General features: G+C 31.6%; 18 protein-coding genes. 8 read left to right on the forward strand and 10 right to left on the reverse strand.

Annotated elements, in window-relative coordinates; translation table 11 throughout:
- Window positions 1-2: 2 nt before the first annotated feature.
- From H526_RS0102330 to H526_RS0102345, 4 genes are read right to left on the reverse strand one after another with little or no spacing between them, the layout of a single operon-like run.
- Window positions 3-1094 carry an efflux RND transporter periplasmic adaptor subunit gene (locus tag H526_RS0102330; RefSeq protein WP_245591174.1) on the reverse strand — a complete coding sequence of 364 codons (1092 nt, stop codon included), beginning with the start codon at window positions 1092-1094 and terminating at the stop codon, window positions 3-5.
- Window positions 1095-1103: 9 nt separating this feature from the next.
- Complete coding sequence (locus H526_RS0102335; protein ID WP_027391503.1) at window positions 1104-3446, reverse strand: TolC family protein; 2343 nt, start codon at window positions 3444-3446, stop codon at window positions 1104-1106.
- A 30-nt stretch (window positions 3447-3476) separates the two neighbouring features.
- The gene (locus H526_RS0102340; protein ID WP_155839600.1) at window positions 3477-3890 is read right to left on the reverse strand and encodes a hypothetical protein; all 414 of its coding nucleotides are present in this window, start codon (window positions 3888-3890) and stop codon (window positions 3477-3479) included.
- Between the two features lie 4 nt (window positions 3891-3894).
- The gene (locus H526_RS0102345) at window positions 3895-4311 is read right to left on the reverse strand and encodes a hypothetical protein (protein WP_027391505.1); all 417 of its coding nucleotides are present in this window, start codon (window positions 4309-4311) and stop codon (window positions 3895-3897) included.
- A 167-nt stretch (window positions 4312-4478) separates the two neighbouring features.
- On the opposite strand from H526_RS0102345, the gene H526_RS0102350 reads away from it, so the two are divergent.
- The 3 genes from H526_RS0102350 (at window position 4479) to H526_RS0102360 (ending at window position 6756) form a co-directional block, all read left to right on the forward strand.
- The gene (locus H526_RS0102350) at window positions 4479-5132 is read left to right on the forward strand and encodes a DUF4386 family protein (RefSeq protein WP_027391506.1); all 654 of its coding nucleotides are present in this window, start codon (window positions 4479-4481) and stop codon (window positions 5130-5132) included.
- Window positions 5133-5258: 126 nt separating this feature from the next.
- Window positions 5259-5771, forward strand: a complete 513-nt coding sequence (locus tag H526_RS0102355; protein ID WP_027391507.1) for a hypothetical protein — start codon at window positions 5259-5261, stop codon at window positions 5769-5771.
- Between the two features lie 91 nt (window positions 5772-5862).
- A complete protein-coding gene (locus H526_RS0102360; protein ID WP_027391508.1) occupies window positions 5863-6756 on the forward strand; it encodes an alpha/beta hydrolase fold domain-containing protein in 894 nt (297 codons plus the stop codon).
- Window positions 6757-6898: 142 nt separating this feature from the next.
- Here H526_RS0102360 and H526_RS30555 read toward each other — a convergent pair whose 3' ends face one another.
- Genes H526_RS30555 through H526_RS0102385 form a run of 4 tightly spaced genes read right to left on the reverse strand, consistent with a single transcriptional unit; the run spans window position 6899 to window position 15187 of the window.
- Window positions 6899-9640 carry a ThuA domain-containing protein gene (locus H526_RS30555; RefSeq protein ID WP_051335932.1) on the reverse strand — a complete coding sequence of 914 codons (2742 nt, stop codon included), beginning with the start codon at window positions 9638-9640 and terminating at the stop codon, window positions 6899-6901.
- An 18-nt stretch (window positions 9641-9658) separates the two neighbouring features.
- Window positions 9659-12184, reverse strand: coding sequence for a T9SS type A sorting domain-containing protein (locus H526_RS0102375; RefSeq protein ID WP_035084141.1), 2526 nt, complete (start codon window positions 12182-12184; stop codon window positions 9659-9661).
- A gap of 29 nt (window positions 12185-12213) precedes the next feature.
- Entirely contained in the window at window positions 12214-14721 is a 2508-nt protein-coding gene (locus H526_RS0102380) for an RICIN domain-containing protein (RefSeq protein ID WP_027391510.1), read from the reverse strand.
- Between the two features lie 58 nt (window positions 14722-14779).
- A complete protein-coding gene (locus tag H526_RS0102385) occupies window positions 14780-15187 on the reverse strand; it encodes a hypothetical protein (RefSeq protein ID WP_027391511.1) in 408 nt (135 codons plus the stop codon).
- Between the two features lie 490 nt (window positions 15188-15677).
- Between H526_RS0102385 and H526_RS0102390 the strand changes: the two genes are divergently transcribed.
- From H526_RS0102390 to H526_RS0102410, 5 genes are all read left to right on the forward strand, one after another.
- Window positions 15678-16814, forward strand: coding sequence for a cytochrome-c peroxidase (locus tag H526_RS0102390; protein ID WP_027391512.1), 1137 nt, complete (start codon window positions 15678-15680; stop codon window positions 16812-16814).
- 94 nt (window positions 16815-16908) lie between these two features.
- Window positions 16909-17430: an RNA polymerase sigma factor gene (locus tag H526_RS0102395; RefSeq protein WP_035084339.1), complete on the forward strand. Its 522-nt coding sequence runs from the start codon at window positions 16909-16911 to the stop codon at window positions 17428-17430.
- Window positions 17431-17493: 63 nt separating this feature from the next.
- A complete protein-coding gene (locus H526_RS28105) occupies window positions 17494-18417 on the forward strand; it encodes a FecR family protein (RefSeq protein WP_051335933.1) in 924 nt (307 codons plus the stop codon).
- Between the two features lie 120 nt (window positions 18418-18537).
- Entirely contained in the window at window positions 18538-20883 is a 2346-nt protein-coding gene (locus H526_RS0102405; RefSeq protein WP_027391514.1) for a TonB-dependent receptor plug domain-containing protein, read from the forward strand.
- Between the two features lie 190 nt (window positions 20884-21073).
- The gene (locus tag H526_RS0102410; protein WP_027391515.1) at window positions 21074-22471 is read left to right on the forward strand and encodes a vanadium-dependent haloperoxidase; all 1398 of its coding nucleotides are present in this window, start codon (window positions 21074-21076) and stop codon (window positions 22469-22471) included.
- 76 nt (window positions 22472-22547) lie between these two features.
- On the opposite strand, the gene H526_RS0102415 is transcribed toward H526_RS0102410, so the two are convergent.
- Complete coding sequence (locus H526_RS0102415; RefSeq protein WP_027391516.1) at window positions 22548-23237, reverse strand: LytR/AlgR family response regulator transcription factor; 690 nt, start codon at window positions 23235-23237, stop codon at window positions 22548-22550.
- Window positions 23234-24250: a sensor histidine kinase gene (locus H526_RS0102420; protein ID WP_245591175.1), complete on the reverse strand. Its 1017-nt coding sequence runs from the start codon at window positions 24248-24250 to the stop codon at window positions 23234-23236. Before H526_RS0102420 ends, H526_RS0102415 begins: the two co-directional genes overlap by 4 nt.
- Window positions 24251-24354: the final 104 nt, after the last annotated feature.

Raw genomic sequence — 24354 nt, forward strand, 5'->3', positions numbered from 1 at the left:
AATTATTGTAATTTTACTTTTTGACCATCTAATAAGGTTTGTAAACCAGCGGTGGCAATTTTTTGTCCTTCAGAAAGCCCCTTTTTAATTTTAAACCCATTGGTTGTAAGTTCTCCAATTTCTATACGATGTTTTTTTACTACTGCACTAGATCCATCTTCTGCCGTAATTAAAAACACAAAATTACCTTCTCCATCTTCTCCAACCGCCTTAACTGGTATTATCAATGTAGTATCGGATTGATCCTGATCACTACTAAAATTGAACGTTACACTAGCCGTCATACCAGGTTTTATTTCTTTGGCAGGATCTGTTATATCGATCTTTATTGGATATGTTGCAGAACCTTCTCCAACAATAGGAGCTATTTCAATCACAGTACCATTAAATTTTTTGTCTTCTAAGGAGGATAAAGAAATATCTGGAATCATCCCTAATTTCACTTTATTAATTACATTTTCAGGTAACCCTACTTCTACATTGGTATGGTCTCCAGCATTTAATATTGCGATTACTTGTCCTGCACTAACATTTTCATTCAATTCACTATTTTTAGCGGCTATGATACCCGTTTTTGGTGCTTTGATATATCCATAACTAATCTGCGATTGCTGAATACCTTTGTTACGTTTAGCCGACTCATATTGATCCAATGCACTTTGGTAGCTGTTTTTTGCAGATTCATAATCACTTAAAGAATTACTTCCTTTTTCATATAAAGATTTTATTCTATCTAAACTTGATTTTGCTGTATTCATAGCAGATTTTGCACTATTTAGCGCAGAAACTGATTGCTCATATGCAAGATTGGCTTGTACATTATCTAACTTAGCAATTAAATCACCTTTGTTTATTTTTTGACCTACTTTAATATCTAATGTGGTTATAATTCCAGTACTTCTAAAACTCAGTTCGATTTCGTCACCAGCTTTGGCTACACCACTAAAAGTCCTAATATTTTGAGCATCTGATGTTCCTACAACCTGGTATTGTACTGGTCTCAGTACTTCTTCTTTTATAATCTCTTTATCTTTACAGGCACTAAATATTAAAAAAGTTAATACCATCAGGAGTATATGTTTTACGAATTTCATAGTTGATACTTAGTTATTATTTAGAATATATTGTCTTGCTCTTTGGATAAATTCTTGATTACTAGCTTCTGTATTCATTAGAAAAAAATATCCAATTGCTCTTTCTAATTGCATAGAAGTTAATAAATAATCATAATTTGCTGTTGCTCTTGCGAGTTGTGCTTGTAAATAATTAGTTTGTGCATCGATTAATTGAATAAGGGGAACTGCACCTTGTGAATAAGCATTTTGTGTAAGATCTAAGCTTTCTCTGGCTGCCTCTTCAGATATTTTAGAAATTTCTATATTGGCAATTTGATTAATTAAATCTAGTAAAATATCATTTACATTTCTTTCTATGTTTAATTCTACATTTTCTTTTTGCACAGATAATTGATCCTCTTGAATCCTAGCGGTCTGTCTATTTATGTTTCGTTGATTTTGCTGAAAAATAGGTACCGACAAGTTCAACGCAACATTATATGTGCCATCTGGGCTAGCTGCAAACCCGGAAGGAATAGTTGATCCTTTACCAGATTCCGAGAATGCTAAATCATATTGTCCTTGTAAAGCTACAGTAGGAACAAATCTACCAAGATTATTCAATCGATACGTACGTTGCGTAGCCTTTAAATTAAAACCAATGTTTTTTAATTCTGGTGCATTTCTTTTTGCTTCTTCTACTAAAAATTTTATCAGCGATGGGCGTAATTTTGGATCATCCAGAATTTCTAAAAAATCTTGATATTTATAATTAATAAATATTCCTTCAGATATTCTGGCATCACTTATATCAATTTCAGTATTTATAGGATTATTTAATAATTGATTAATTGCATTGAAAGCCTGTTGTTTCTGATTTTCTGCATTAATCAAGCTCTGCGTGTTTTGAGCTAATTGGCTTCTAAAACGTAGTACATCTGATTTACCAGATTCTCCAGCAATAAAATTTTGATCTGCTATATCTAAGTTCTTCTTTGTCACTTGAAGATTCTGATTTTGTATTTCTACATTTGTTTTAAGTATTAATGCATTAAAATAAGCCACTGATGCATCCAAAAGTGCATCTAACTCTGCAGCATTGTAAATTTCTTCTTGTGCTTTTTGCAAATTTTCATTAATAGTAATACTAGCACCAACACTTTCGGAATAAATCACTTGTTCTAACGTAACACTTCCTGAGGTAGAAAATTCTGGATTAGCTCCGTTAGAGATCTCCGCAACTTTTGGGTCGATATATAGGCCAGTCGCACTAGCAGAAAGATCTGGTAAGTAACTACTTTTTGCGGTCTTAACATCTTGATTACTTAATTCAATATTTATTCTTTCGTTTTCAAGAGAAAGGTTTTTATCAACTACTCCGTTCATGATATCAATAATAGAATATGATGTTCCGGTATTGACATCATTGCTCCCACTTATAAAATCCACATTGGCTAACATACTATAGCGTAGCGGAAAACCAATTTGTTTTGCTGTACTAGAATTAATCGAAAGTTCATTTTTATAATCAAGGTATATCGGAAGTTCTGATAAGTTTACACCACTAATAATAGATTCTACATTAAGCGCAATCCTTCTAAAGAACTGATTTATATTAGTTTCAGGTTGATTACAAGCTAAAATCCCCTTTTCTACATCTTCTTTACTAAATGCAGAGAATGAAGGAAGTTTTTTTAAATTGATATCAGTTACCAATGATTTAAATTGATTATCATTTAAATAAAACCCTCCAGCAAGATAAATTGCATCTACACCATTTAAATCTAAACTAATGTTTCCATTTTTAGGTAGAGGTATAAGCTTATAAGAACCATCGTTTTTGGCAAAATAATCATCAAATAATTTATTTATAGGGAGAATTTCCGGGATAAAATCATCTACAATGATTCCTATATTTTTATAATTAAATAAAGTTTTAAAAACAGTTAGATCATCAGTGTAAGAAAAAGGTGTTATCAAATAAGTAATATTCTTTATTTCGGACGTTTTTTGACCTTCTGGAAAATCATAAAAATCACTATTTGCGCTACCAAAAAGAATAACAGGTTTAGGGTATTCTTCTTCTTTATCAATAATAATAGTATTAATAACCCCAAAAGCCAAAATGATATCAACATCAGAATTTACTAGTGTTTTGTAATTTGATTTTGCTTTTTCTGCATCGAACTCATTTTCTAATGCCTCTCTAAAAACAATGGTTGCATCTTGGCCAACAACCCCTTTTATTTCGGCTTTTAGTTTAGTAAGCAAAGGAATTGTCTCCTCAAAAGACTTATCCGCAAGAATACCAATTGTGACAGTTTTTGATGACTGTGAATATCCTATTAAATGTAATATCGAAATTAAAAAAAAGAGTTTTATATTCTTCATATAAAAATGATATGTGTGTGAGATATTAATTTATAATTGATTTAATCGCTTATTTACTGACCATGAGAGTTTATCAAAAAAGTCATAGAAACTTTCATATTGTTCTGCTGGTAAAATTTGTTTTAACTCTTTATTTTGTTCATTTACCAGATTCTTAAAGCCTTGAGTAATTTCGATCTTTGTTAGTTTATGGTCCTCTCCTAGCTGTCTCATTTTTAAGCCGTAATAAGAAGTGATTACATTAAAACGATTTATAGTCTCCTCATTTAAATTAGAATCATCTACTATAGTTCTAAACCATTTTTTTATATAATCCGATTCTTCCTGATTAAAAATACGTACCTCAGGTTCTTCTTGTTGCACATCAGTTTCTTGCCCTATAACCAAATGAGAATAACATAAAAAACCTAAAACTATATAGAGTTGATAGAATCCTTTAATCATAATTTCATTTCTTATCCCAACCATTACGGTTATAAACACTCGTAACTATTTTATCAAAACTTTCTTTATGAATATTAAACTGATCTTCTGTTAATATCTCGGCGACATCTCCATCAAGATTAGTCAGCATTTTTTTAAATTTTATTTTTACTTCATTTTCTGTGAGTTGAGCATCTTTATCGTCCAAGCGAGCCATTTTATTTGTATGATATCCTAAAATCATATAATAATCGTCTCTTAAGTTTTCGGAAAGCTTCATTCTCTCCACTTGTGCTTCCACAAACGCCTGCAGATTATCCTTTTCTTGCGAAGAAAATATTTCTACTTTGTTTTTTTGACGTTCTTCTAATTTTTCTTGCTTGGTTTGACCAAAAGAAGAGATATTGGTAATTAGCAATAATGTAGTGATAATAAGTTTCATGATTTTGTGTGTTGATGTACGATTAAGCCTTGTTAAATTTAACACTTTTTTTACACATTTTTTTAAAAAATATAATAGGAATACATCAATATATGCCTATTTCACTTATTTCGAATATCGTTAGTAACAATATTAAAAGTATAACGTCTTAATTAAAAAAGGATAAAATGACACCAAAATACTTACAGAAGATAGGCGGATTATGTTCAATTTTTGAAGGGTTAATTTATATCACCGCTTTCATTATATACGGTGGTCTTTTAGAGTATCCTGACAAGAATGCAACTGCTAGGGAAGAATTAGCTTTTTTATCTGAAAATTATATAACCTTGTCCCTTCTAAATTTTACAAGTTATATTCTTTTTGGTGTATTATTATCAATAGTAGTGTTAGCTATTCATAAACGCATACAAAAGGACTTACCTCATTTGTCTAAATTAGCTTTTATTTTTGGTGCAATTTGGGTTGGATTAGTAATCGCCAGTGGAATGATAACTAATATAGGGCTTAATTCGATACTTGAAATCGGAAATACATCCCCAGAAAAAGCAATGGAAACATGGTCAAGTGTAAGTATCGTTTCTGAAGGACTTGGTGGTGGAAATGAAATTGTAGGTGGGATTTGGGTATTACTCATTAGCCTCGTTGCTTTCAACAAAAAAACATTTCCTAAACCTTTAACTATCTTAGGAATACTTGTTGGAACTGCAGGCATATTAACAATATATCCATTAGACCTATTCACAGAAATCTTTGGTATAAGTCAAATAATTTGGTTTATATGGATAGGAATAACTATGATTCGTAAACCAATCTTGTAAAACAAGTAAAAAATGGTTTCATATAATATTCGATAGTAAAACGTTGAATATTGATAAAATAGATTATATATTCATATCATATTTAGAAAATAAAACCTAGAGAAAAGACAACATAAAAATAGATGCGTGAGGTATATATCATTAGTACTAGTATTACTTATTCTATCTAGTAGTTGTGCCGATGAGCACAAAAAAGCGGATATAACTATAAAAATAGAAAGTGAGTTTATTGAAGAAAATGTTAAATGGTTCAATAATGAAGGGAGTTCTAGTATTAAAGGCATAGCAAAATTTAAGTCAAAAAATGGAGATGTAGGTTTTGGAAAAGATTTTAGAATAGAACTAAATCCATATTCTGCCTATACTAAAGAACGATTAAATCATATTTATGAAAATGATGATTCTTCTTATGTATATATAGAAGATGGAATTCCAAAGTTTGTTCCTGATCCCGAAGGTTATCATAATACTAGAAAGGCAATGTGTAATGAAAAAGGAGAATTCGAATTTACAGGATTGCCAGCAGGAGAATATTATGTCATTGCTTTTATGTTATGGGATGAAACAGGTGGAGGTATCATGAAGCACATAAAACTTTCGGATAATGAAACAAGAGTTATTAAGATGATTAATTTTTAAAATAAATGTGTCTCATAAAATATGGAATCCGTTTTTAAAGCGAGCAATACCTAGCAAATAGGTACCTTATATCAATTACTAAAATCAATAAATGAAACAAAGTTTTACATACTATCTAACGCTATTAGTTATTAAATTAAAGGGGTTAAAAAAGAATTTTAGCGAGGATCCTGTTGATTTTAGAAAGCTAAGAAAAGAGGATATTTACGAACCAAAAGGTGGTTTTTTCAAAAAACATGTAACTAGAAATTTTAAAATTTCTGATTCTTCAATAACAGAAATACAACAAAATAAAGAACAGAATAAATTATTGATATTTATTCATGGAGGCGCTTTTATTTCTGGTCCTGCTAAACATCATTGGGATACAATCAAAGCTATTTCTAAACAAACTGATTTTACAATTTGGTTGTGTAATTATCCGAAGGCACCGGAACATAAAATAACTGAAATATCTGACAATATAGATTCAATGTATCGTCTTGCCTTAGAAACTTATACATCGGATCAAATTTGTTTAATGGGTGATTCTGCGGGAGGAACATTAATTACCACACTAACGCAAAGAATAATATCTAATAATCTACAAATACCGAAAAAAATAATTCTTATTTCGCCAGTAATGGATGCATCTATGTCCAATACTGATATAAATGACGTTGATTTGGTTGATCCAATGCTATCAAAATTAGGTATTTTAAGTGCAAAAAAAATGTGTGTGGGAAACTTAGATCTAAAAAACCCAATGATTTCACCTTTATATGGAAGTTTTGAACAGTTTCCAGAAACTATTTTATATATAGCTGAACGTGATATCGCATATCCAGATCAAAAATTAGCAGTGGAGAAATTTAAGGCTGCAAATGTTAATCTCAAATTAGTTGAAGGTGCGAACATGCCTCACATCTGGCCATTATTGCCTGTTATGAAAGAAGCTAAAATATCATTACAGGAAATTATATCACAATTAAATAAGGATAAATAAACTAGTTAACAAACAAAACACTTCTTTCCTACTCCTATTTACAAAATTTCGATAGATTTATTATGAATTAGGAACTGGATAAAACTTTTGGAAATAAAATCACTAGGTCTTTTATTCCCAAAAGTTTTAAGACTACTATTATTTATTGTTTTACAATTTTAATTGTAGATACACTTCTCGATCCATTTATTTTAGCATAATACATACCAGATGAAAGTTTACCTAGGTCTATAGTTTCATCATTGCTTGAAATATTTTTTGTTACTACTACTTTTCCGTTCATATTATATACTCGAATAATAGAATTTTCTGCACCTTGAATAGTTACATTATTTATTATTGGATTAGGATATAAAACTACAGAGCCGTCATTAGAAACTTCGGGTGCTTTGGTATCTTCGATAGGTGTAATAACCCATTGCAAATTCTCACTAGTATTCGAAGAATCATACAGGTTTACATTTTGGCCATTACCACCATTGTTACCACCATTAATTGCAAAACCTGGCGCATTACGTTTAATTAATTTAAATGCTCCATTTCCAACGGCCACTTTTTGCCAATGTTGATTCTGATTATTATCCATACAGGTCCATAAATATACATTTTGGCCATTAGCACCATCTTTATCTCCATCAATACAAAAATTAGTTCCTTGTTTCTGATAAGAGTAATATCCATTTCCACGATCAATCTCAATCCATTGTTGATTTACGTTAGCTTCATTTTCTGACCATAAGTAAACATTTTGAGCATTAGCTCCGTCATGATCTCCATCGATAGCAAAACCTGGCGCATTTAGTTTAGTAATATGTACTAGAGTATTTTCTGATACATTATTTATTATCTCATAATCAAAAGTTTCCCAAGTTCCATCTGCATTTCCCAACGGAAAAAGAGTACTATTATCAACATTCCAATTAGCCTGAATCCACCCATTATTAAATAAGCTTTTTAAAGCAACTTGATTTGATCCTTTTTGTTCCCAGCCAAAATTTTCCCAAGTACCTGGAGCATTCCCGGTTGCACGGATCGCTGCATTCCTATTTGTTCCAACTACCTGAATATATTTATCAGTACTCACAGATTTAAGAGCAATACAGCCATTAGTATGTTCCTCTACATAAAATAATGCTCTATCAGCTTCTTCTCCGTTAGCAATCAAATTAGAATTACCTTCTGCAATAGTAATCCATTTTTGATCTCCACCAGATTTTCTTAATGCAATCATTTCTCCTATAGGAGCATTAGCAGTACAAATTGGTGTAGTAGGATCATCACCCCACCCAAGTGTTGCAACATCTTCTGATGGGAATTCAGTTTCTGATTTTATTCTAATATTACGGTAATATAATTCTGCTCCTTCGGATTGTATTTGTATTTGACCACTAGTCACAGAATTTCCGTTCCAAGTAGCATCTTGCAAAGCATTAACCATAACACCATTTACATAATGAATAGCTCTATCGCCAATTACAATAATCTCTAATAGGTTCCATTCGCCATTTGGTAATTCTGGATTTGACCCTGCTCTAATTAATGTTCCTGTGTTCAGTGGCGCCATTGGCGTAAACGTTAATCCCCCATTATTTTCTGAGGGAACCAAACCTTGTGTACCAGCTAAACCAATATAATCACCCAAATCTCCTTCTTGTACTTGAAATTCAAGAGAAGACTTCCAAACGTCCCAGAAAGTTCCATGATCACCGTTAGCATGATATAGAATACCACTATCTCTAAGTCTATCTAATCTAGGTTCCCATTTTAGTTCACCCCATTTAAATTCCATACTAAGATGGTAATTATCATATTCATTTAATGTAGTAAGACCTCCATATACTTCTCCAGTAATGTATAATTGCTTTTCTCCATTTTCTTCAATTATAGAAAAAACATTGGTAGGATCATTATTTAAACCTAAAGGAGTTCCTGAACCGTTAGTAACATTACTACTACTACCTGGCAAACCTGTTGTACTATGTGGTACTCCCATCCAAACTTCCCAACAATCTAAATCATTTTCTAAGAGATCAGTCCATTGACTTGTTAGGTTATTTCCACAATCATTTACAGGCTCATCTATATCAAGTCTATCAGATACCCATAGTACTGCTTTTTCAACCATTTCTCTAAAAGGTATATTATCGTTATAGGTACTTCCATTATGCCCTAACGCGGTATAAAATGATCTTCCGCCATCAAACTCTTTTAACCAGGTTATAGGTCGTGTCGCATCATAACTTTGGTTACCAGTAGATTGTACTTCTAAGAGGTTTTCATTGGTATCACTTAGCTGTCCGCCATTAAGTTCCCAGTAATACCATTCTTCTTCGTGTTCCCATGTATCACCAACGTTTCCAATATGATTAACAACTGGGTGATTAGCGAGGACATTCATGACACCTGGTAAGTTATTTGATGTATGATTTGGACTCGTCTGTACAATAGCACCTACCAATTCATTATACCAAGGCCAAGAAGATGCAGCATTCGTATTTCTATAAGTATCTGTTGCAGAATGAAAACCAAGGAATCCACCTCCGTTTTGTATAAAAGCTTCCATCGCAGCTTGCTGATTATCATCTAAAAGGCCACCTCCTGTAGTATTTGAAAATATAACGACCTCATAATTCGCCAGATTCTCAGTAGTAAAAACAGAAGCATCCCTAGTATTATCAACAGACCAGGTATCGTGGTCAGTATTGGATCCTAATTCTTCTAACATAGAAATGCTAGCATTTATGGCCCCTGTGTGTCTGAATCCATTGGTTTCGTGAAAGACTAAAATATTAAAGTCTTGACCATATGTAAATTGAACTAATAAAGAAAAAAAACAAGTTATCCATATGAGGACTTTGTTTTTACTTGACGATTGGGTTTTCATGAGTATTTATTTTAAATGTTATTTCTTACTGATCTTAATAGTAGATACATTAGTATCCCCATTTACTTTTATATAGTACAATCCTTGTGCTAGTGAACTTACATCCATGGTTTCTATATCATTAGAAATATGTTTTACAGATAATACTTTCCCATTGATATCATATATACGGATTATAGAATTTGCTGCTCCTTTAATAGTTACAGTATTTATTACTGGATTTGGATATAAGATTACCTTGCTATCATTAGAAACATCTGGAGCCTTAATATCATCAATAGGTGTAATTATCCATTGTAGATTTTGGCTAGTGTTTGATGCATCATAAAGCTGTATATTTTGTGCATTGGCACCGTTAGAACCTCCATCAAGAGCGTATCCGGGTGCATTTCGTTTAATGAGTTTATACGCTCCGCCTCCAACTGATACTTTTTTCCAATGTTGATTTTGGTTATCTTGAGCACAACTCCATAGGTATACGTTCTGTCTGTTAGCACCTTGATTATTACCATCGATACAATAATCCGTCCCTATTTTTTGATAAGAATAATAACCATTACCACGATCAATCTCAATCCATTGTTGGTTTACGTTGTTTTGATTGGCAGACCATAAATAAACATTTTGACCATCAGCTCCATCGCCCATACCATCTACAGCAAAGCCTGTCGCATTTCGTTTTGTAATATGCACTATAGTACTAGAACCGTTATTATTAGGAGTTATCTCGGTTATAGAAAATGATTCCCAAGTTCCATCTAAACTAGAACTCATAAAACGAACTAAGCCGCTATTGTCGATTTGTAAACGTTGCCGTCCTGAAGGACCATCAGGAAGCGTTATAAAATGTGTATTTGCACTAGTTCCTTGAGTAAAATTATAATAAGTATATGTTCCTGAATTAGTAGTTGCTTGCATATCTGCAAATTCTGAATTATCTGTTCGCAAACGTGGTTTAGTACCTCCACCTGCTCTTTGTATATGCCAAGATCCATTTCCTTTAGCAACAAATTTCCAGGCTACATCATCTCCTGTAGTTTGTGTAGATGTAGTATATGCATCCTCACTAGATCCATTAGAAGCTAGTCGGAGCTCATGATATGGGTTATCTATATAATATGTTTTATTTGGATCAGGTGTAAAGGAAGAACTTGGTGGTTGAATGGTACCACAATCACTTAGCTGCGAGATATTATTATTAGAACCATTATTAATTACAAGTCCACAACTACTAACAGTATTGCCGGTAGCCCCAGATTCAAGAATAATAGTATATTCCGTTTCATTTACTATTGTTGAATTATCACCATACACTACTATTGCACGTTCTTCGTCTAAATCTAAAGGTCCTGGTATTCTATGAAAGATTATATTGTGGTCATTCCCTAAAATATCTGCTATATTATGTGGTCCAATAGCATTAGGAGAAGGCATAATTGTCATTTCAATATTTTGACGAGAACGACTTAAACGAAAATCACTTAGGGGAGCATAAGTAAAATTACCACTTGACCCAATTATTGTTCCTCCTGCAGGCATATTATAATTAGTTCCTCCAGAACCACAATCAATTGCTTGACTATTAGTTACTGTTGCACTAGAAGCTAAGTAGAGACGAATACCTCCTCTCATTTGTTTTACTGTACAATTCTCGACGGTTACACTTCCTGTATTATTATAAGAACGAATTCCATCTTCAGAAAGAGGATATACATGATTCAAAGGAATATCATACGATTCTTCAAAAGGCAATCTCCAAGAACCATCACCTGTTGGAAACTTATAATCTGTTATATAAGGTAAATCATAGGTTTCCGTATCATTATATATATCGTTACTTAAACGCATTCTCCCTTCTATATAACAATTTTTAATTGTTGTTTCTGAAGCTCCACTTTGCATAAAAATACCATGTCCAAAAGCATAATGATACATTGTGATTCCATCCAGGGTATTTCCAATTCCACCACCATCACTTCCTGTAATTAAAATTCCACAACGCTTGCTCAAACCAAAGGTGTTTTGGGAACCAATACCATATTGACTTCCGTAGCCATAAGGAAAAGACCCTTTTACAATCATTTCAAGACCTTCTACTAAATTCTGGTTTCCCGTAATTGACACAATAGGATCACCTCTTAACCCATATGCCAGATTATCTCGATCATTATTATAAGCACTAAAATCAGTAACTTCTTCTAAACCATTTCTATAAAAATCTTCAATCGCTCCATTACGTAACACATTATTATCACCAGAAATAATAAAATATACCTCCCTAATAGACCCCACCAAGGTATTAATACGTGCTCCAGTCATATCTATAGTATTACCGGATCCTGTACAATTAATAACTCTAGAATTGCTGGGTAAATCCTCTAGATAGTAATCACCTGATTCTAAAATTATGTTTTGATTACTATTCTGTACCGCTTCACGAAATTCAACCAATGAACTAACAATAGTTTGGGCATTTACTAAAGCATAATTAAAAAACAATAGTATTACTACCATTAGTTTACTTATCCTATTTTTAATAATCATCTTTTTTATTTTTTATATCATCTACTTGTTTACTTTTTCACAATTTTTATCGTAGAAAAGCTTCGCAAACCGTTCACCTTAGCATAATACAAGCCAGAAGAAAGAAAACTTAGATCTATAGTTTCATTATTATTAGAAACATATTTTGACCATATTTCTTTTCCATTCATATCATATACTCTAATGAGTGAATTATCAGCACCTTCAATAGTTACAGTACTTACTACAGGATTTGGATACATGAATACTGCATTATCTTCGGAAATCTCTGGAGCCTTGATATCATCAATAGGTGTAATTATCCATTGTAGATTTTGGCTAGTGCTTGAAGCATCATAAAGCTGTATATTTTGGGCATTTGCTCCATTAGAACCACCATCAAGAGCATATCCAGATGCATTTCGTTTGATGAGCTTATAAGCACCTCCTCCAACTGATATTTTTTTCCAATGTTGGTTTTGATTATTCAGTGAACATTCCCACAAATACACATTTTGTCGATCAGCTCCACCGCCATTTCCATCTATACAATAGTTAGTTCCCATCTTTTGGTAGGAATAATAGCCATTACCACGATCAATCTCAATCCATTGTTGATTTACATTATTTTGATTGGCAGACCATAAATACACATTCTGTCCGTTGTTTCCATCACCCATACCGTCTATGGCAAAGCCTGTCGCATTACGTTTTATAATATGCACTATAGTGCTAAATTCATTGTTATTGGTACTTACCTCAGTTATAGAAAATGATTCCCAAGTTCCATTTAAGCTAGAACTCATGAAACGAACTAAGCCTTCACTATTAACCTGCAAACGTTTTCTTCCTGAAGGGGCATCTGGTAATGTTAAAAAGTGAGTACCAGAACTAGTCCCTTGTGTAAAGTTGTAATAAGTATATGTTCCAGAATAACTAGTCTCTTGCATATCAGCAAATTCTGAATTGTCTGTTCGTAAACGTGGTTTAGCACCGCCAGCAGCTCTTTGTATATGCCAAAATCCATTGCCTTTGTCTACAAATTTCCAAGCTACATTATCTCCTGTAGTGGTCGTCGAAGTAGTATAAGGATCTTCGCTAGATCCGTTAGACGCTAAACGGAGATTGTGTACTGGAGAATCTATGTAATATGTTTTATTTGGGTCTGGAGTAAATGATGTTTGGGTTTCACAATCATTTGTATTAGTTACACTATTATTGGAACCATTATCTGTTACCAAACCACAAGTTTCTATAGAAGAACCCGTACTACCAGATGCAATTACTATTGGATGCTTAGTATTATTAATAACCTTATTATCCTTGCCATTATGGGTACTTTGATAATCTAAATTTCCATTTTTGAAGCGAACTCCATCAAGTGTTCCACCAATTTGAATTCTATAATCTGAAGGAAGATTCGGATCGCCACCGGTTAAGGTTAAACTTGAATTATCCATTCCAATAAAAGCAATACATTTTTGACCATTATAATAAGGATCTACGGCTGGTATAATTTCAATATCAAGATCCCAGCTATCATTATCATAAGTACTTTTAAAAGCATGACCATGAGAAACATCCGCTTTACAATTGATAGCAGTACCACTCCCTAAACCAAATCCTTGCTCACAACCAATAGCAGTACAATTTTCTGCAAGTACAGTTCCAGAAGCATGTGCTAGCACTACCCCTGTTCTCATATGTTTTATAATACAATTACGAACTGTAGGATTAGAAGTTCCTCTTTCAATTGTTTCTCCATTTATATAAGTTGTACCGGCATTATACGCCCTTATACCACCTTCTCCAGTACTCATCATATATCCTGGAGGAAGTCTATATCCCCAAACAGTCATAAAATCCACATTATCTGCAGGAGAACCTGTACCTTCTTCTTTAAGCATATCATCAGTGGAACGCATCTCCCCTTCTATGTAACAACCTTCAATAATTGGATTGCTGGCAGCTTGCATAAAAATTGCATGCCCATAAGATCTATGGATTAACGTACAATTTTTTACATGATTAGATTCTCCACGCACTAACAATGCCGAATGTTTACGATGACCGATAACTGGACCGCCACCTTTACCAAAAGCATCCCCATAACCATAGGGATACGAACCTCGAACAGTCATATGAAACCCTTCTAATAAATTATCAGATCCATCCATAACTATTGTTTGCGCTCTCTTTCTTGGAGCATTATTCCCTACATTAACTAACTTCAGGTTTCTTAGCGTATTATTATTTCCCAAAATCTGGAGTAAATTCACATCTACATTTCCAAAACTGCTTAATACTTCAGTGTCAATATTTATAGTAACGTTGGTAAAATCATAGGCGCTGTTATTACCTTCAAAAAGTAAAAGCGGATTACTAAAATCTCCAGCAGCAACATCTGCTGCTGTAATAGAATATGTTCCTGGGGCTAATTTTACGTTTGCATTACTATCATTTAAATAAGGTAATAATGCTTGTAACGAATTAACAGTAGTTTGGGAAACTAAATTCCCAATATTAAAAATTAAAAGAATGAATAGTATTTTTTTCATCATGATGGTTTATTAATAGGTTGTTTATAGGTCTAAGATTTTATGTATTAGTATGTAATTAGATATTGATAGTAATTTCCTTTATTCCTGCTTTATCCATCCTAGGAATGTTTATAACATTATATGTCTTGATAGAATTGAATCTAATGCTTGTAGATCTTTTAATAGGATTATGTACATAATTATACCCACTAACATTTAGATATGAAGCGGTTATACTTTTGATTGTTAATTTATCCCCATCAACTAATTGATATGGTACCTTATAATGCCGAAGTGTATTGTCCAAATAATCAGGTCGAGTTGCGTTATAAGTATCATTACCGGTGTTCTTTGTAAAGGTAGAATTGCTAAAAACGGAATATTCCGTTACAAACAGTGATTCCTTATAAATTACGTGTACAGAGGTTATCTGAAATAGTAATACAGTTAACACCAAAAGAATTGGTCGTAGCTGGAGTTGCATAAGAGTTACGTTAGTTTTTCAATCATATTATGCAACTTCTTCACCAATCTCCTATAATGCCCTATTACTAGTTGTATCTAGAAAACAAGATTAGAATGATCACATATCTATTACTTATATCATTGTTTTTCAATAAAATATAAACTGGTCAACCAATTTCTAGGGTACTCAAATTTACGCTATCATTAGTAGTTACATTCTCTAAATAATTTTTCGCCCTAATTAAATGAGAATTCGTAAGTAGATCTCTATAATTCGCTTCAGATAATACTATAGGTTTGGTTCTTCACAAACTATATTCATAACGAAGCGCATTGCTTAATATATCTAAAAATTCATTAGTACATAACTCCTAAAAAAAGGATATACTTATTTTTTTGAAATGTAAGGTTGGGTAAGTCTATTTCAAATACGTATTAAAAACAAAGTACTAATACTAATAGCTTTAGTTCTTATTAATTAACCTGTTTGATAATAAAAGTAGTTTTATATGAAAAAATATATTCCATCCCTTTGTTTAGTATTAATAATTTCAATTTCATGTAGTACGGATGATTATACAGATATTCCAAGTACTTCTACAGAGTTTATAACACTAAATTTACCAACATCACCTTTTAATTATGCTGATATTCCATTGCCTGATTTTTTCTTAAATAATGAATTACAAGTTGAGGATAATACTCCAAATAATAATGAGATTACTGATCATGGTGCAACCCTAGGTAGGGTTCTTTTTTATGACAATAAACTATCTTTAAATAATACTATTTCCTGTGCATCGTGTCATATTCAAGAGAATGGATTTTCTGATTCAAGACAGTTTAGTGTTGGTTTTGACGGTGGATTGACCGCTAGAAATTCCATGGGATTGTCTAACGCAAAATTTTATAATAATGGAAGGTTTTTTTGGGACGAAAGAGCTCCAACACTTGAAATACAGACATTAATGCCAATTCAGGATCTAGTAGAAATGGGTATGACCTTACCAGAATTAGAAACAAAATTAGCCAATGAAGAATATTATACTGTTTTATTTAGAAATGCTTTTGGTGATGAAACCATTACCAGTGAGAGAATAGCATTAGCGTTATCTCAATTTATACGTTCTATAGTTTCATACCAATCAAAATTTGACGATGGATTAGCGCAAAGTCAAAATATTAATAATGATTTTCCTAATTTTACAGACTCCGAAAATAGAGGAAAAACTCTTTTCATGAGTAATCAAACAAGATGTTTTGATTGCCATGCTACTAATGTTTTTGTAGGAGATAATGCGAGAAATAATGGATTGGATGCTACAATTACGGATCTTGGTGTTAGTGGGATAACAGGAAACAATAATGACCTAGGAGAATTTAAAGTTCCATCTCTAAGAAACATTGCATTAACAGCACCTTACATGCACGATGGTCGATTTGGAACACTTGAACAGGTTATTGAACATTACAATAGCGGTATACAGAACAATCCGAATTTAGATAATAGATTAACCCAAGGAAACAATGTTCGTCGTTTAAATTTATCAGAAGCCGATAAACAAGCTTTAGTAGATTTTTTAAATACTTTAACTGATGAACAATTTATAAGGGATGAAAAATATGCTAATCCCTTTATTGACTAAAAATGAAATGTAAAATGATAGTATTTGATTGTTTTTATAAAATTAAATTCCTTTAACAATTTATTATATATTTACCTATAATTAATTGAAAGCAATGGACAAATCTTTCTCAGTTTGCGAGGAACAGGTATATAATACATTGTATAAAACTCATGCTGAAAGCCTTAGAAATCATCTCTATTTTAAATTTGGAGATTTAGATCAGGCTGAGGATATTGTACAAGAATCATTTATTAAATTATGGGCTAAGTGTAAAACAATTATTTTTGAAAAAGCAGTTGGTTTTCTATATACTGTTTCTAAAAATTTATACATCGATTCTTTAAGATCTAAAAAAGTTGTTTTAAAATTTGAAAAAAATAGTGCCCCAGTAATGGACAATGAAGACCCTTATTTTCATTTAAGAACTAAAGAATTTAGACAAAAGATAGAAGCTACCATTTCTGCTTTACCAGAAAAACAACGAGAAGCTTTTTTATTAAATAGAATCGAAAAACTTACTTTTAAAGAAATAGCGCTAAAATTAGAAATTAGTCAAACAGCAGTAGAAAAACGAATTTCTAAAGCGTTGGTTAAACTTAAAGAGATAACAGAGTTACAAAAACATAATATATAATCAGGTTGGGTAATTTAGAAATCGAAACGTATATAAAATGATTGTAATCAAAAATATTTAAGCGTGGAAAACAAATTTACTAAAGACAATTTAATCGCTAGATGGTTAGATAATCGTTTAAATAAAGACGAAAAAGAAGAGCTTGATACGTCTGGAGAATTAGATGAATTAAAAGTAGTTTTAGATGATATTGATACTTGGAAAGTAAAAAAATTTGATACCGAAGCAGGCCTTGAAGACCTTAAAAAGCGTAAAAAACTTGTCATCTCTCCTACTTCTGTGAAAGAGAATAAAACAAGTAAATGGCTTAGTATTGCCGCTAGTATAGCAATATTGATTACTGGAGGATATTTTTCTTGGAATTATCTATTTAATCAAACCACAACCATAAATACATTAGTTGCAAAATCAAAGACAATAGATCTCCCTGGTGGTTCACAAATTACCTTGGATGCATTATCAACAGTATCCTATAATGAAAAAAAATGGACTGAGGATAGAACTGTATATTTAACAGGACAAGCTTTTTTTGATGTTGTAAAAGGAAGCTCTTTTACGGTGATGACCAAAGTTGGAAGTATTAAAGTACTTGGAACCCAATTTAATGTAAATGCCACTAACAAAATATTTGAAGTTAAATGCTATGAAGGAAAAGTAAATGTTACCTATAAACAAGAACAAAAAATACTAATAAAAGGAGAATCTATATCCGCAAAAGAAAATAAATTATCTAGTAACTTTCATACTACAAAAAAACCTGAGTGGATCGATGGCTATAGCAAATATAATCAAGTCGTTTTATCGGAAATTGTCATTGATCTAGAAAAGTACTACCAAACAAAAATAGAATTACCTGAAAAATATGAGAACTTACAATTTACAGGTACAATAACTCACAAAGATTTAAAAACTGCTTTAGAAACTTTATTTAGTTCAATGGAGATTGAATATAGTATAGATGATAATAATATCGTGCTAATAAAATAATATATGAATTTGAGGCGGTTCTCATATTATCTTTTTTTATTTACTTTATGGTTTTGTCTAGTTACTAATTCTACTGCGCAAACAAATAATCTCATTAAGTTTTCGGATAAACTAGAACAGTTGGAACAAAAATTTGGAATAAGCTTTTCCTATAACCATACTTTTTTTGATGCGGTTTTTTTAGATCAAAATACTGATTGCAAAAATATTACAGATTGTATCTTAGTAATAGAAAAAATGGTCCCTGTAAAATTCACAAACAAAAACACTTCTAACTATGTAGTATTACCAATAAGAAAGAACATTACATTCGAAGTATTTGATAATGAAAATAATGAGCATATATCTACCTTAGAATATCAGATCAACGAAGAACCAATAGAATATCTTCTGGCTAAGGATAATATGTTTATCTTAAATAATATATTCCCTTTAGATTCTATCCATATTCTTAATTATTCGTATGAGAGTATACGCATAAAAGCCAGTGATTTAATAAGAATAAAAAAAGTAAATCTATTTAAAAAGCAATATCAACTTAATGAAATTATTTTAAGTGGTTACCTAACAAAAGGTATTGATGCTAACGTTAGTGATCATAGCTTACAAATTAACACAGAATCCTTAGGTTTATTAGCAGGAGAAACTGATGGTGATATTTTTAATGTTATAAATAATATTTCCGGAATACATTCTCCAAGTGGGAAATCTGGAAATCTTAATTTTAGAGGGAATACGTATGATCAAAATCTTGTTCAGATAGATGATATCCCTATATATCATTCAGGACATTTTTTAGGAGCAATTTCTCCTTATAATACAGCTGTTATCACTAATGTTGAAGTTCAAAGAAATATGTTGCCCGTAAAATTTGGTGGTCGTGTTGGAGGACTTATTGATATGACAACAAGTAATAAAATTCCGAATACCACTAAATATGAAATTGCTATAAATACGTTATTTGCAGGAGCAACAGTTAAAACTAAGCTTATAGAAAATAAACTATCTTTTTCTGCTGCTTTTAGGACAAGTTATCCAAGTTTTCAATCTCCAAAATTAGAGGCTATTTCTAACTTAATTTTTCAAGGTAGTAGATTAGAGTCTATTGCAGATGAAGTTAATACTTCTTCTGACTTTAAAATTGATTTTTTAGACATGAATGCTAAGCTAAATTATAAGGTCAATGATAAGCATACAACTTCTTTAAGTTTTATAAATATTCAAAATAATTTATCTGCGGAAATAAAAAATACAGGGAATAATGATCAAGTTGATTTTAGAGATTTAGAACTAGACAATTGGGGTGTTACAGGAAAATGGAAAGCTCATTTTTCTGAAAAGCTTACAACTGAATTAAGAGTTAGTAAATCTAATATGAATCTTATTAGCCTTAGTGAAGGATTTGTATTAGAAGAAAGATCCAATAGAGAAAAATTCGATAATGTAATTTCTGATACTCGATTAATTACTGAAATTATTTATAATTACAATCAAAATACATCTTTAGAAGCAGGATATACCTTAACCGAGCATAAATTGATTAGTAACGAAATTGAAGAAGAAAATGGTGTCGATTCCGAAAGAAGACAAGATGCCATAGTTCACTCCACCTATGTGTCTCTCCAAAAAAATTGGAATGAAAAATTGAATGTTAACTTTGGATTTCATAATAATTACTATGCTCCTTTAAATAAGTTATACATAAATCCAAGGTTATTGGCGAGTTACTCTATAAATAAAAATTTATATCTAAAATCTTCTTTAGGGACATCAAATCAATTCATTCAAAAAAAATTAAATAATGATTTTGATGATTTTAATATAACCAATCAATTATGGTTTTTGCCTAATGATGATATAATCACGCAAAAAGGAATACAAACAATGTTAGGTGGTGTTCTTGATAAGTCTAAATGGTTAATAGATTTAGAGCTATATTATAAAAAAACTAAGGGTATCACTAATAAGTCTAATGATAATCTAGGAAATATTTCCAGTATTGGAGCAAATATATTTATAAAAAAAAAATGGCGTAGACTAGAAAGCTGGATAAGTTATGCATTGAGTAAAACTGAGACCGATTTTAATAATATGAAAACAGATGCTTTCTTTGATCAAAGACATATTATAAATCTAACTGGTATACTAAACCTCAAAAAATGGAAATTTGCAATTTCTTGGGGATATTTTTCTGGAATGCCAGTCATTTTTTCTGAAGAATCAGATTCTGGAAATAATCAAAACCCTATTTCTTCTGATCGATTTGATGCATTACATCAATTAGATTTTTCTTCTTCATATACATTCTATAATCCATCTAGAAACTTTAGAACTGTTATTGGTTTATCTATCCTCAATGTATATGATCAGGATAATACAGTAAATGTTTTTCAAAACACGACAGAAAACACATTCAGAAAGGCAAGTAACTTCTCTCCTAACCTTCAAATTAATTTATTTTTTTAATCCCAAAACAGCAAACAATCACCTAACAAACAGCTGTTTAAATTCAAAAAAAACTTACAAAGAAAATAAAATAATATTTTTTTCAAAAAAAGGGTTGGGTAAGAATATGACTCATACGTATTACACATAAACAAGCACATTATAGTTATTGATAGTGCTTTTATTGTGAAATTTATTAATACCAAAAATTATGAAAATAAAGAATTTAAAATTTTCAACACTTTTAATAGCAGGGATATTCATTTTTCAATCTTGTAGTAAAGATGATGATTTTATAAATGATATAGATTCTCCTGACATCGATGTTGAATTAACGGATGAAACAACAGAACTTATAGCAGAATGGAGTAATCTGTGGGTATCAATAGATCAATTTACAGAAAGTATGAGACCAAATACAGTAACCCGATCTTTGGCATATATTCATTTAACCGGTTACGAAACAGCAGTTCCTTTTATGGACAACTACTCATCCAATACAGACAGATTTAATAATTTCAATATTAACACAAATACTCTTGAAGATGATGTAGATCTAAAACTTGCTTTAAATACTGCTTATGCATTAGCCATAGATCATTTTATGATTAATTTAGAAACTGGTGTAAGACAAAGAATTTCTGATTTTCAAGAAGAAAAAGAAGCAGAATTAACCGAAGGACTTTCTGATACTGAAATAGAAAATTCAGAAACTTGGGGAAGACACGTTGCACAGAGAGTTATCGCTTATAGCGAAACTGATCAAGATGGTGAAGAACAAATACAAAATCCAACCCCTCAAGATTATATAGCTCCAGTTGGCGTAGGTTTATGGGCTGCTAATGAAAATGAAGATGCATGGTTTCCATATTGGAGAGAAGTTAGAACGTTTGCGATAACACCAGAAGAATCAAGTAGTGTAGCATTTTCTTCTGTATTACAACATAGTACGAATCCATCAAGTGATTATTACCAACAAATGAATGAGGTATATGAAACTACCACTACTGCTGCCACTGCTAATAATGAAGATTTATGGATCGCAGAATTTTGGGCAGATGATGTTGAAGGACTTATGATAAGTCCTCCGGGAAGACAATTTTCTATTGCAAATCAATTAATAGAGCAAAATGATTTGGCTTATGATAGAGCATTAGAACTTTTATTAAGACTTGGTTTTGCAATAAATGATGCAGCGGTTTCTGCCTGGGATGACAAATATACCTATAACATCGAGCGTCCAAGTAATTATATTTGGGAGTATATTGATGAAGATTTTACTTCTAACTTGTCTAAGTTTATCGAAGAAACGAATCCAGCTTTCCCAAGTTACCCATCTGGTCATGCTACTTTTGCTGGTGCTGGCGCAGGAGTATTTATAGCATTCTTTGGATCGGATAGTGTTAATTTTACGGATAGGACATATAATAACTTTACCGATATAGAATTTAACGGAACGCCAAGAAGTTTTACTTCATTCACTGAAATGGCTACTGAAAATGCTTATTCACGTGTCCCACTAGGTGTTCATATAGAACAAGATGCAATTGAAGGTTTGCGATTAGGTTATGAAATTTCTGATGCAGTAAATAGCATAAACCTGCAATAAGCAGTTAATTTTAATTGATTACCCCAAAGCAGATTGATGTTTTTTTTAGAGTTGATTTGGTCCTGTAGATGTATTTCTACAGGATTTTTTTTGTAAAATTACTTTTATAGGCCCTACCTAAAGGAATTGTCTTTTGATTACTTAAATATATCTGATTACCAGAAAACTTTTCGATTTTTGAAGTATTAATAATGTAAGATTTGTGTACTCTCATAAAGTTTTTAGAAGGTAAAAGCTCTTCCCAATAACGTAAAGTCTCGGAGGACACGAGTTTTTTATCCTGTAAATGAATTTCTGTATAATCTGTGTCGGATATAATATATGTAATGTCGTCAATAAGAATCCGTACATGATCGAAACCAATTTTTGCGTACACTTCTTTAATTTCTGTAGTATTAGCGTCTAAAGATAACTGTTGTTTTTTGTTTTCTACTTTAGAAACAGCCTTGATAAATCGCTGAAAAGAAAAGGGTTTTAATAAATAATCCACCACATCAAACTCATAACTCTCTAAGGCATAATCCGGAAATGCCGTCGTAAGAATAACTTGAGGCGGATTCGAGAGTGTTTTTAAAAAATCAATTCCCGAAATCTTAGGTAAATGTATGTCTAAAAAAATAACATCTACTTTGGTAGACTTCATTAGTTGCATAGCTTCAATAGCATCTGTGAAAGTTCCTATGAGTTTTAGGGACCCCATATCTTCTATATACTTTTTTAGAATACGTTGCGCCGGTAATTGATCTTCTACAATGATACAATTCATGGTTCCTTAGACTTTTTTAGATCGATCATTAATTGAACTTCATACATATCTTTATCATTATTAATATGTAATTTATGTGCCTTTGGGTATAATATGTCTAATCGTTTTTTTACGTTTTCTAAACCAATTCCACTATCTAAATTATTAGTATTAGTCTGGTTTTTATATGTATTAGAACACTTAAAATAAAGCATCCCTTCATTTGTAACCTTAATATCCATAGCTATAAGGATACCATCGGTCTGACTAGAACTACCGTGTTTTAAAGCATTCTCCACAAAAACGATCAGTATTAATGGAGCTATCCAAAAATTTGCTCGTTCAATATTTTTAGATAACGTAACTGTGCCTCGCCCTTCTATTTGTAATCGCCCAAGATTAATAAAGTTCTCTAATTGTTCTACTTCTTTAGAAAGAGAAACATATTTTGCCTTACACTCATATAACATATACCGAAGTACCCCCGATAATTCTAGAATAAGTTCTGGTGTTCGCGGTGACTTTTCAATAGCATACGAATATAAATTATTCATATTATTAAAAAGAAAGTGGGGATTAATCTGTGATTTTAAAAATTGAAGTTCACTCTCCTTTACAGAATCCTTTAATTCTTTAACCTCTCTTTGTTTGATAAGTGCATCCCAACCAAATTTAAACCCTGCCAATACAGACAATGTAGGCAGTGTACTCATTAAGTTATAAACTACTCCTAAAAACTTCCTTCCTCTAGTATCTGGAAAATAAATCTTTTCTAAAATAGATTCTTCAACAAAAATTACTCCAGTCACAACCAAACTAAAAAACAAAATAAACTTTAAATATGCTCCAGGATATAAAAATCTTGGAAGAAGTACATAATTGATGATAAGACCAGCAATTACAAAATTCAAAAAAAACACAAATTGATAGAATTGTATTTCCGGATTGCGGCGGTCAAAAGAATAGAAAATAAATACTACAATATGTAATATCACTTGGAACCAAACCTCTTTATGTAATAATGTGTTTTTCACAATATCTAAAAAATTGTATAACAAATATAGTTTATCGCTTTTCTAACTATATAACATTACATCTAATCCACTAAACCAATACCCTAAACGACAAATCTATTACT

Origin of the sequence: Aquimarina latercula DSM 2041 (assembly GCF_000430645.1) — a bacterium.
In the GTDB taxonomy this organism is placed as follows: Bacteria; Bacteroidota; Bacteroidia; order Flavobacteriales; family Flavobacteriaceae; genus Aquimarina; species Aquimarina latercula.

Bases quoted from the DNA above. Each gene is read 5' to 3' on its own strand.
- H526_RS0102330 (WP_245591174.1), bottom strand. From the start codon at position 1,094: ATGAAATTCGTAAAACATATACTCCTGATGGTATTAACTTTTTTAATA.
- H526_RS0102335 (WP_027391503.1), bottom strand. From the start codon at position 3,446: ATGAAGAATATAAAACTCTTTTTTTTAATTTCGATATTACATTTAATA.
- H526_RS0102340 (WP_155839600.1), bottom strand. From the start codon at position 3,890: ATGATTAAAGGATTCTATCAACTCTATATAGTTTTAGGTTTTTTATGT.
- H526_RS0102345 (WP_027391505.1), bottom strand. From the start codon at position 4,311: ATGAAACTTATTATCACTACATTATTGCTAATTACCAATATCTCTTCT.
- H526_RS0102350 (WP_027391506.1), top strand. From the start codon at position 4,479: ATGACACCAAAATACTTACAGAAGATAGGCGGATTATGTTCAATTTTT.
- H526_RS0102360 (WP_027391508.1), top strand. From the start codon at position 5,863: ATGAAACAAAGTTTTACATACTATCTAACGCTATTAGTTATTAAATTA.
- H526_RS30555 (WP_051335932.1), bottom strand. From the start codon at position 9,640: ATGAAAACCCAATCGTCAAGTAAAAACAAAGTCCTCATATGGATAACT.
- H526_RS0102375 (WP_035084141.1), bottom strand. From the start codon at position 12,184: ATGATTATTAAAAATAGGATAAGTAAACTAATGGTAGTAATACTATTG.
- H526_RS0102380 (WP_027391510.1), bottom strand. From the start codon at position 14,721: ATGAAAAAAATACTATTCATTCTTTTAATTTTTAATATTGGGAATTTA.
- H526_RS0102385 (WP_027391511.1), bottom strand. From the start codon at position 15,187: ATGCAACTCCAGCTACGACCAATTCTTTTGGTGTTAACTGTATTACTA.
- H526_RS0102390 (WP_027391512.1), top strand. From the start codon at position 15,678: ATGAAAAAATATATTCCATCCCTTTGTTTAGTATTAATAATTTCAATT.
- H526_RS0102395 (WP_035084339.1), top strand. From the start codon at position 16,909: ATGGACAAATCTTTCTCAGTTTGCGAGGAACAGGTATATAATACATTG.
- H526_RS0102410 (WP_027391515.1), top strand. From the start codon at position 21,074: ATGAAAATAAAGAATTTAAAATTTTCAACACTTTTAATAGCAGGGATA.
- H526_RS0102415 (WP_027391516.1), bottom strand. From the start codon at position 23,237: ATGAATTGTATCATTGTAGAAGATCAATTACCGGCGCAACGTATTCTA.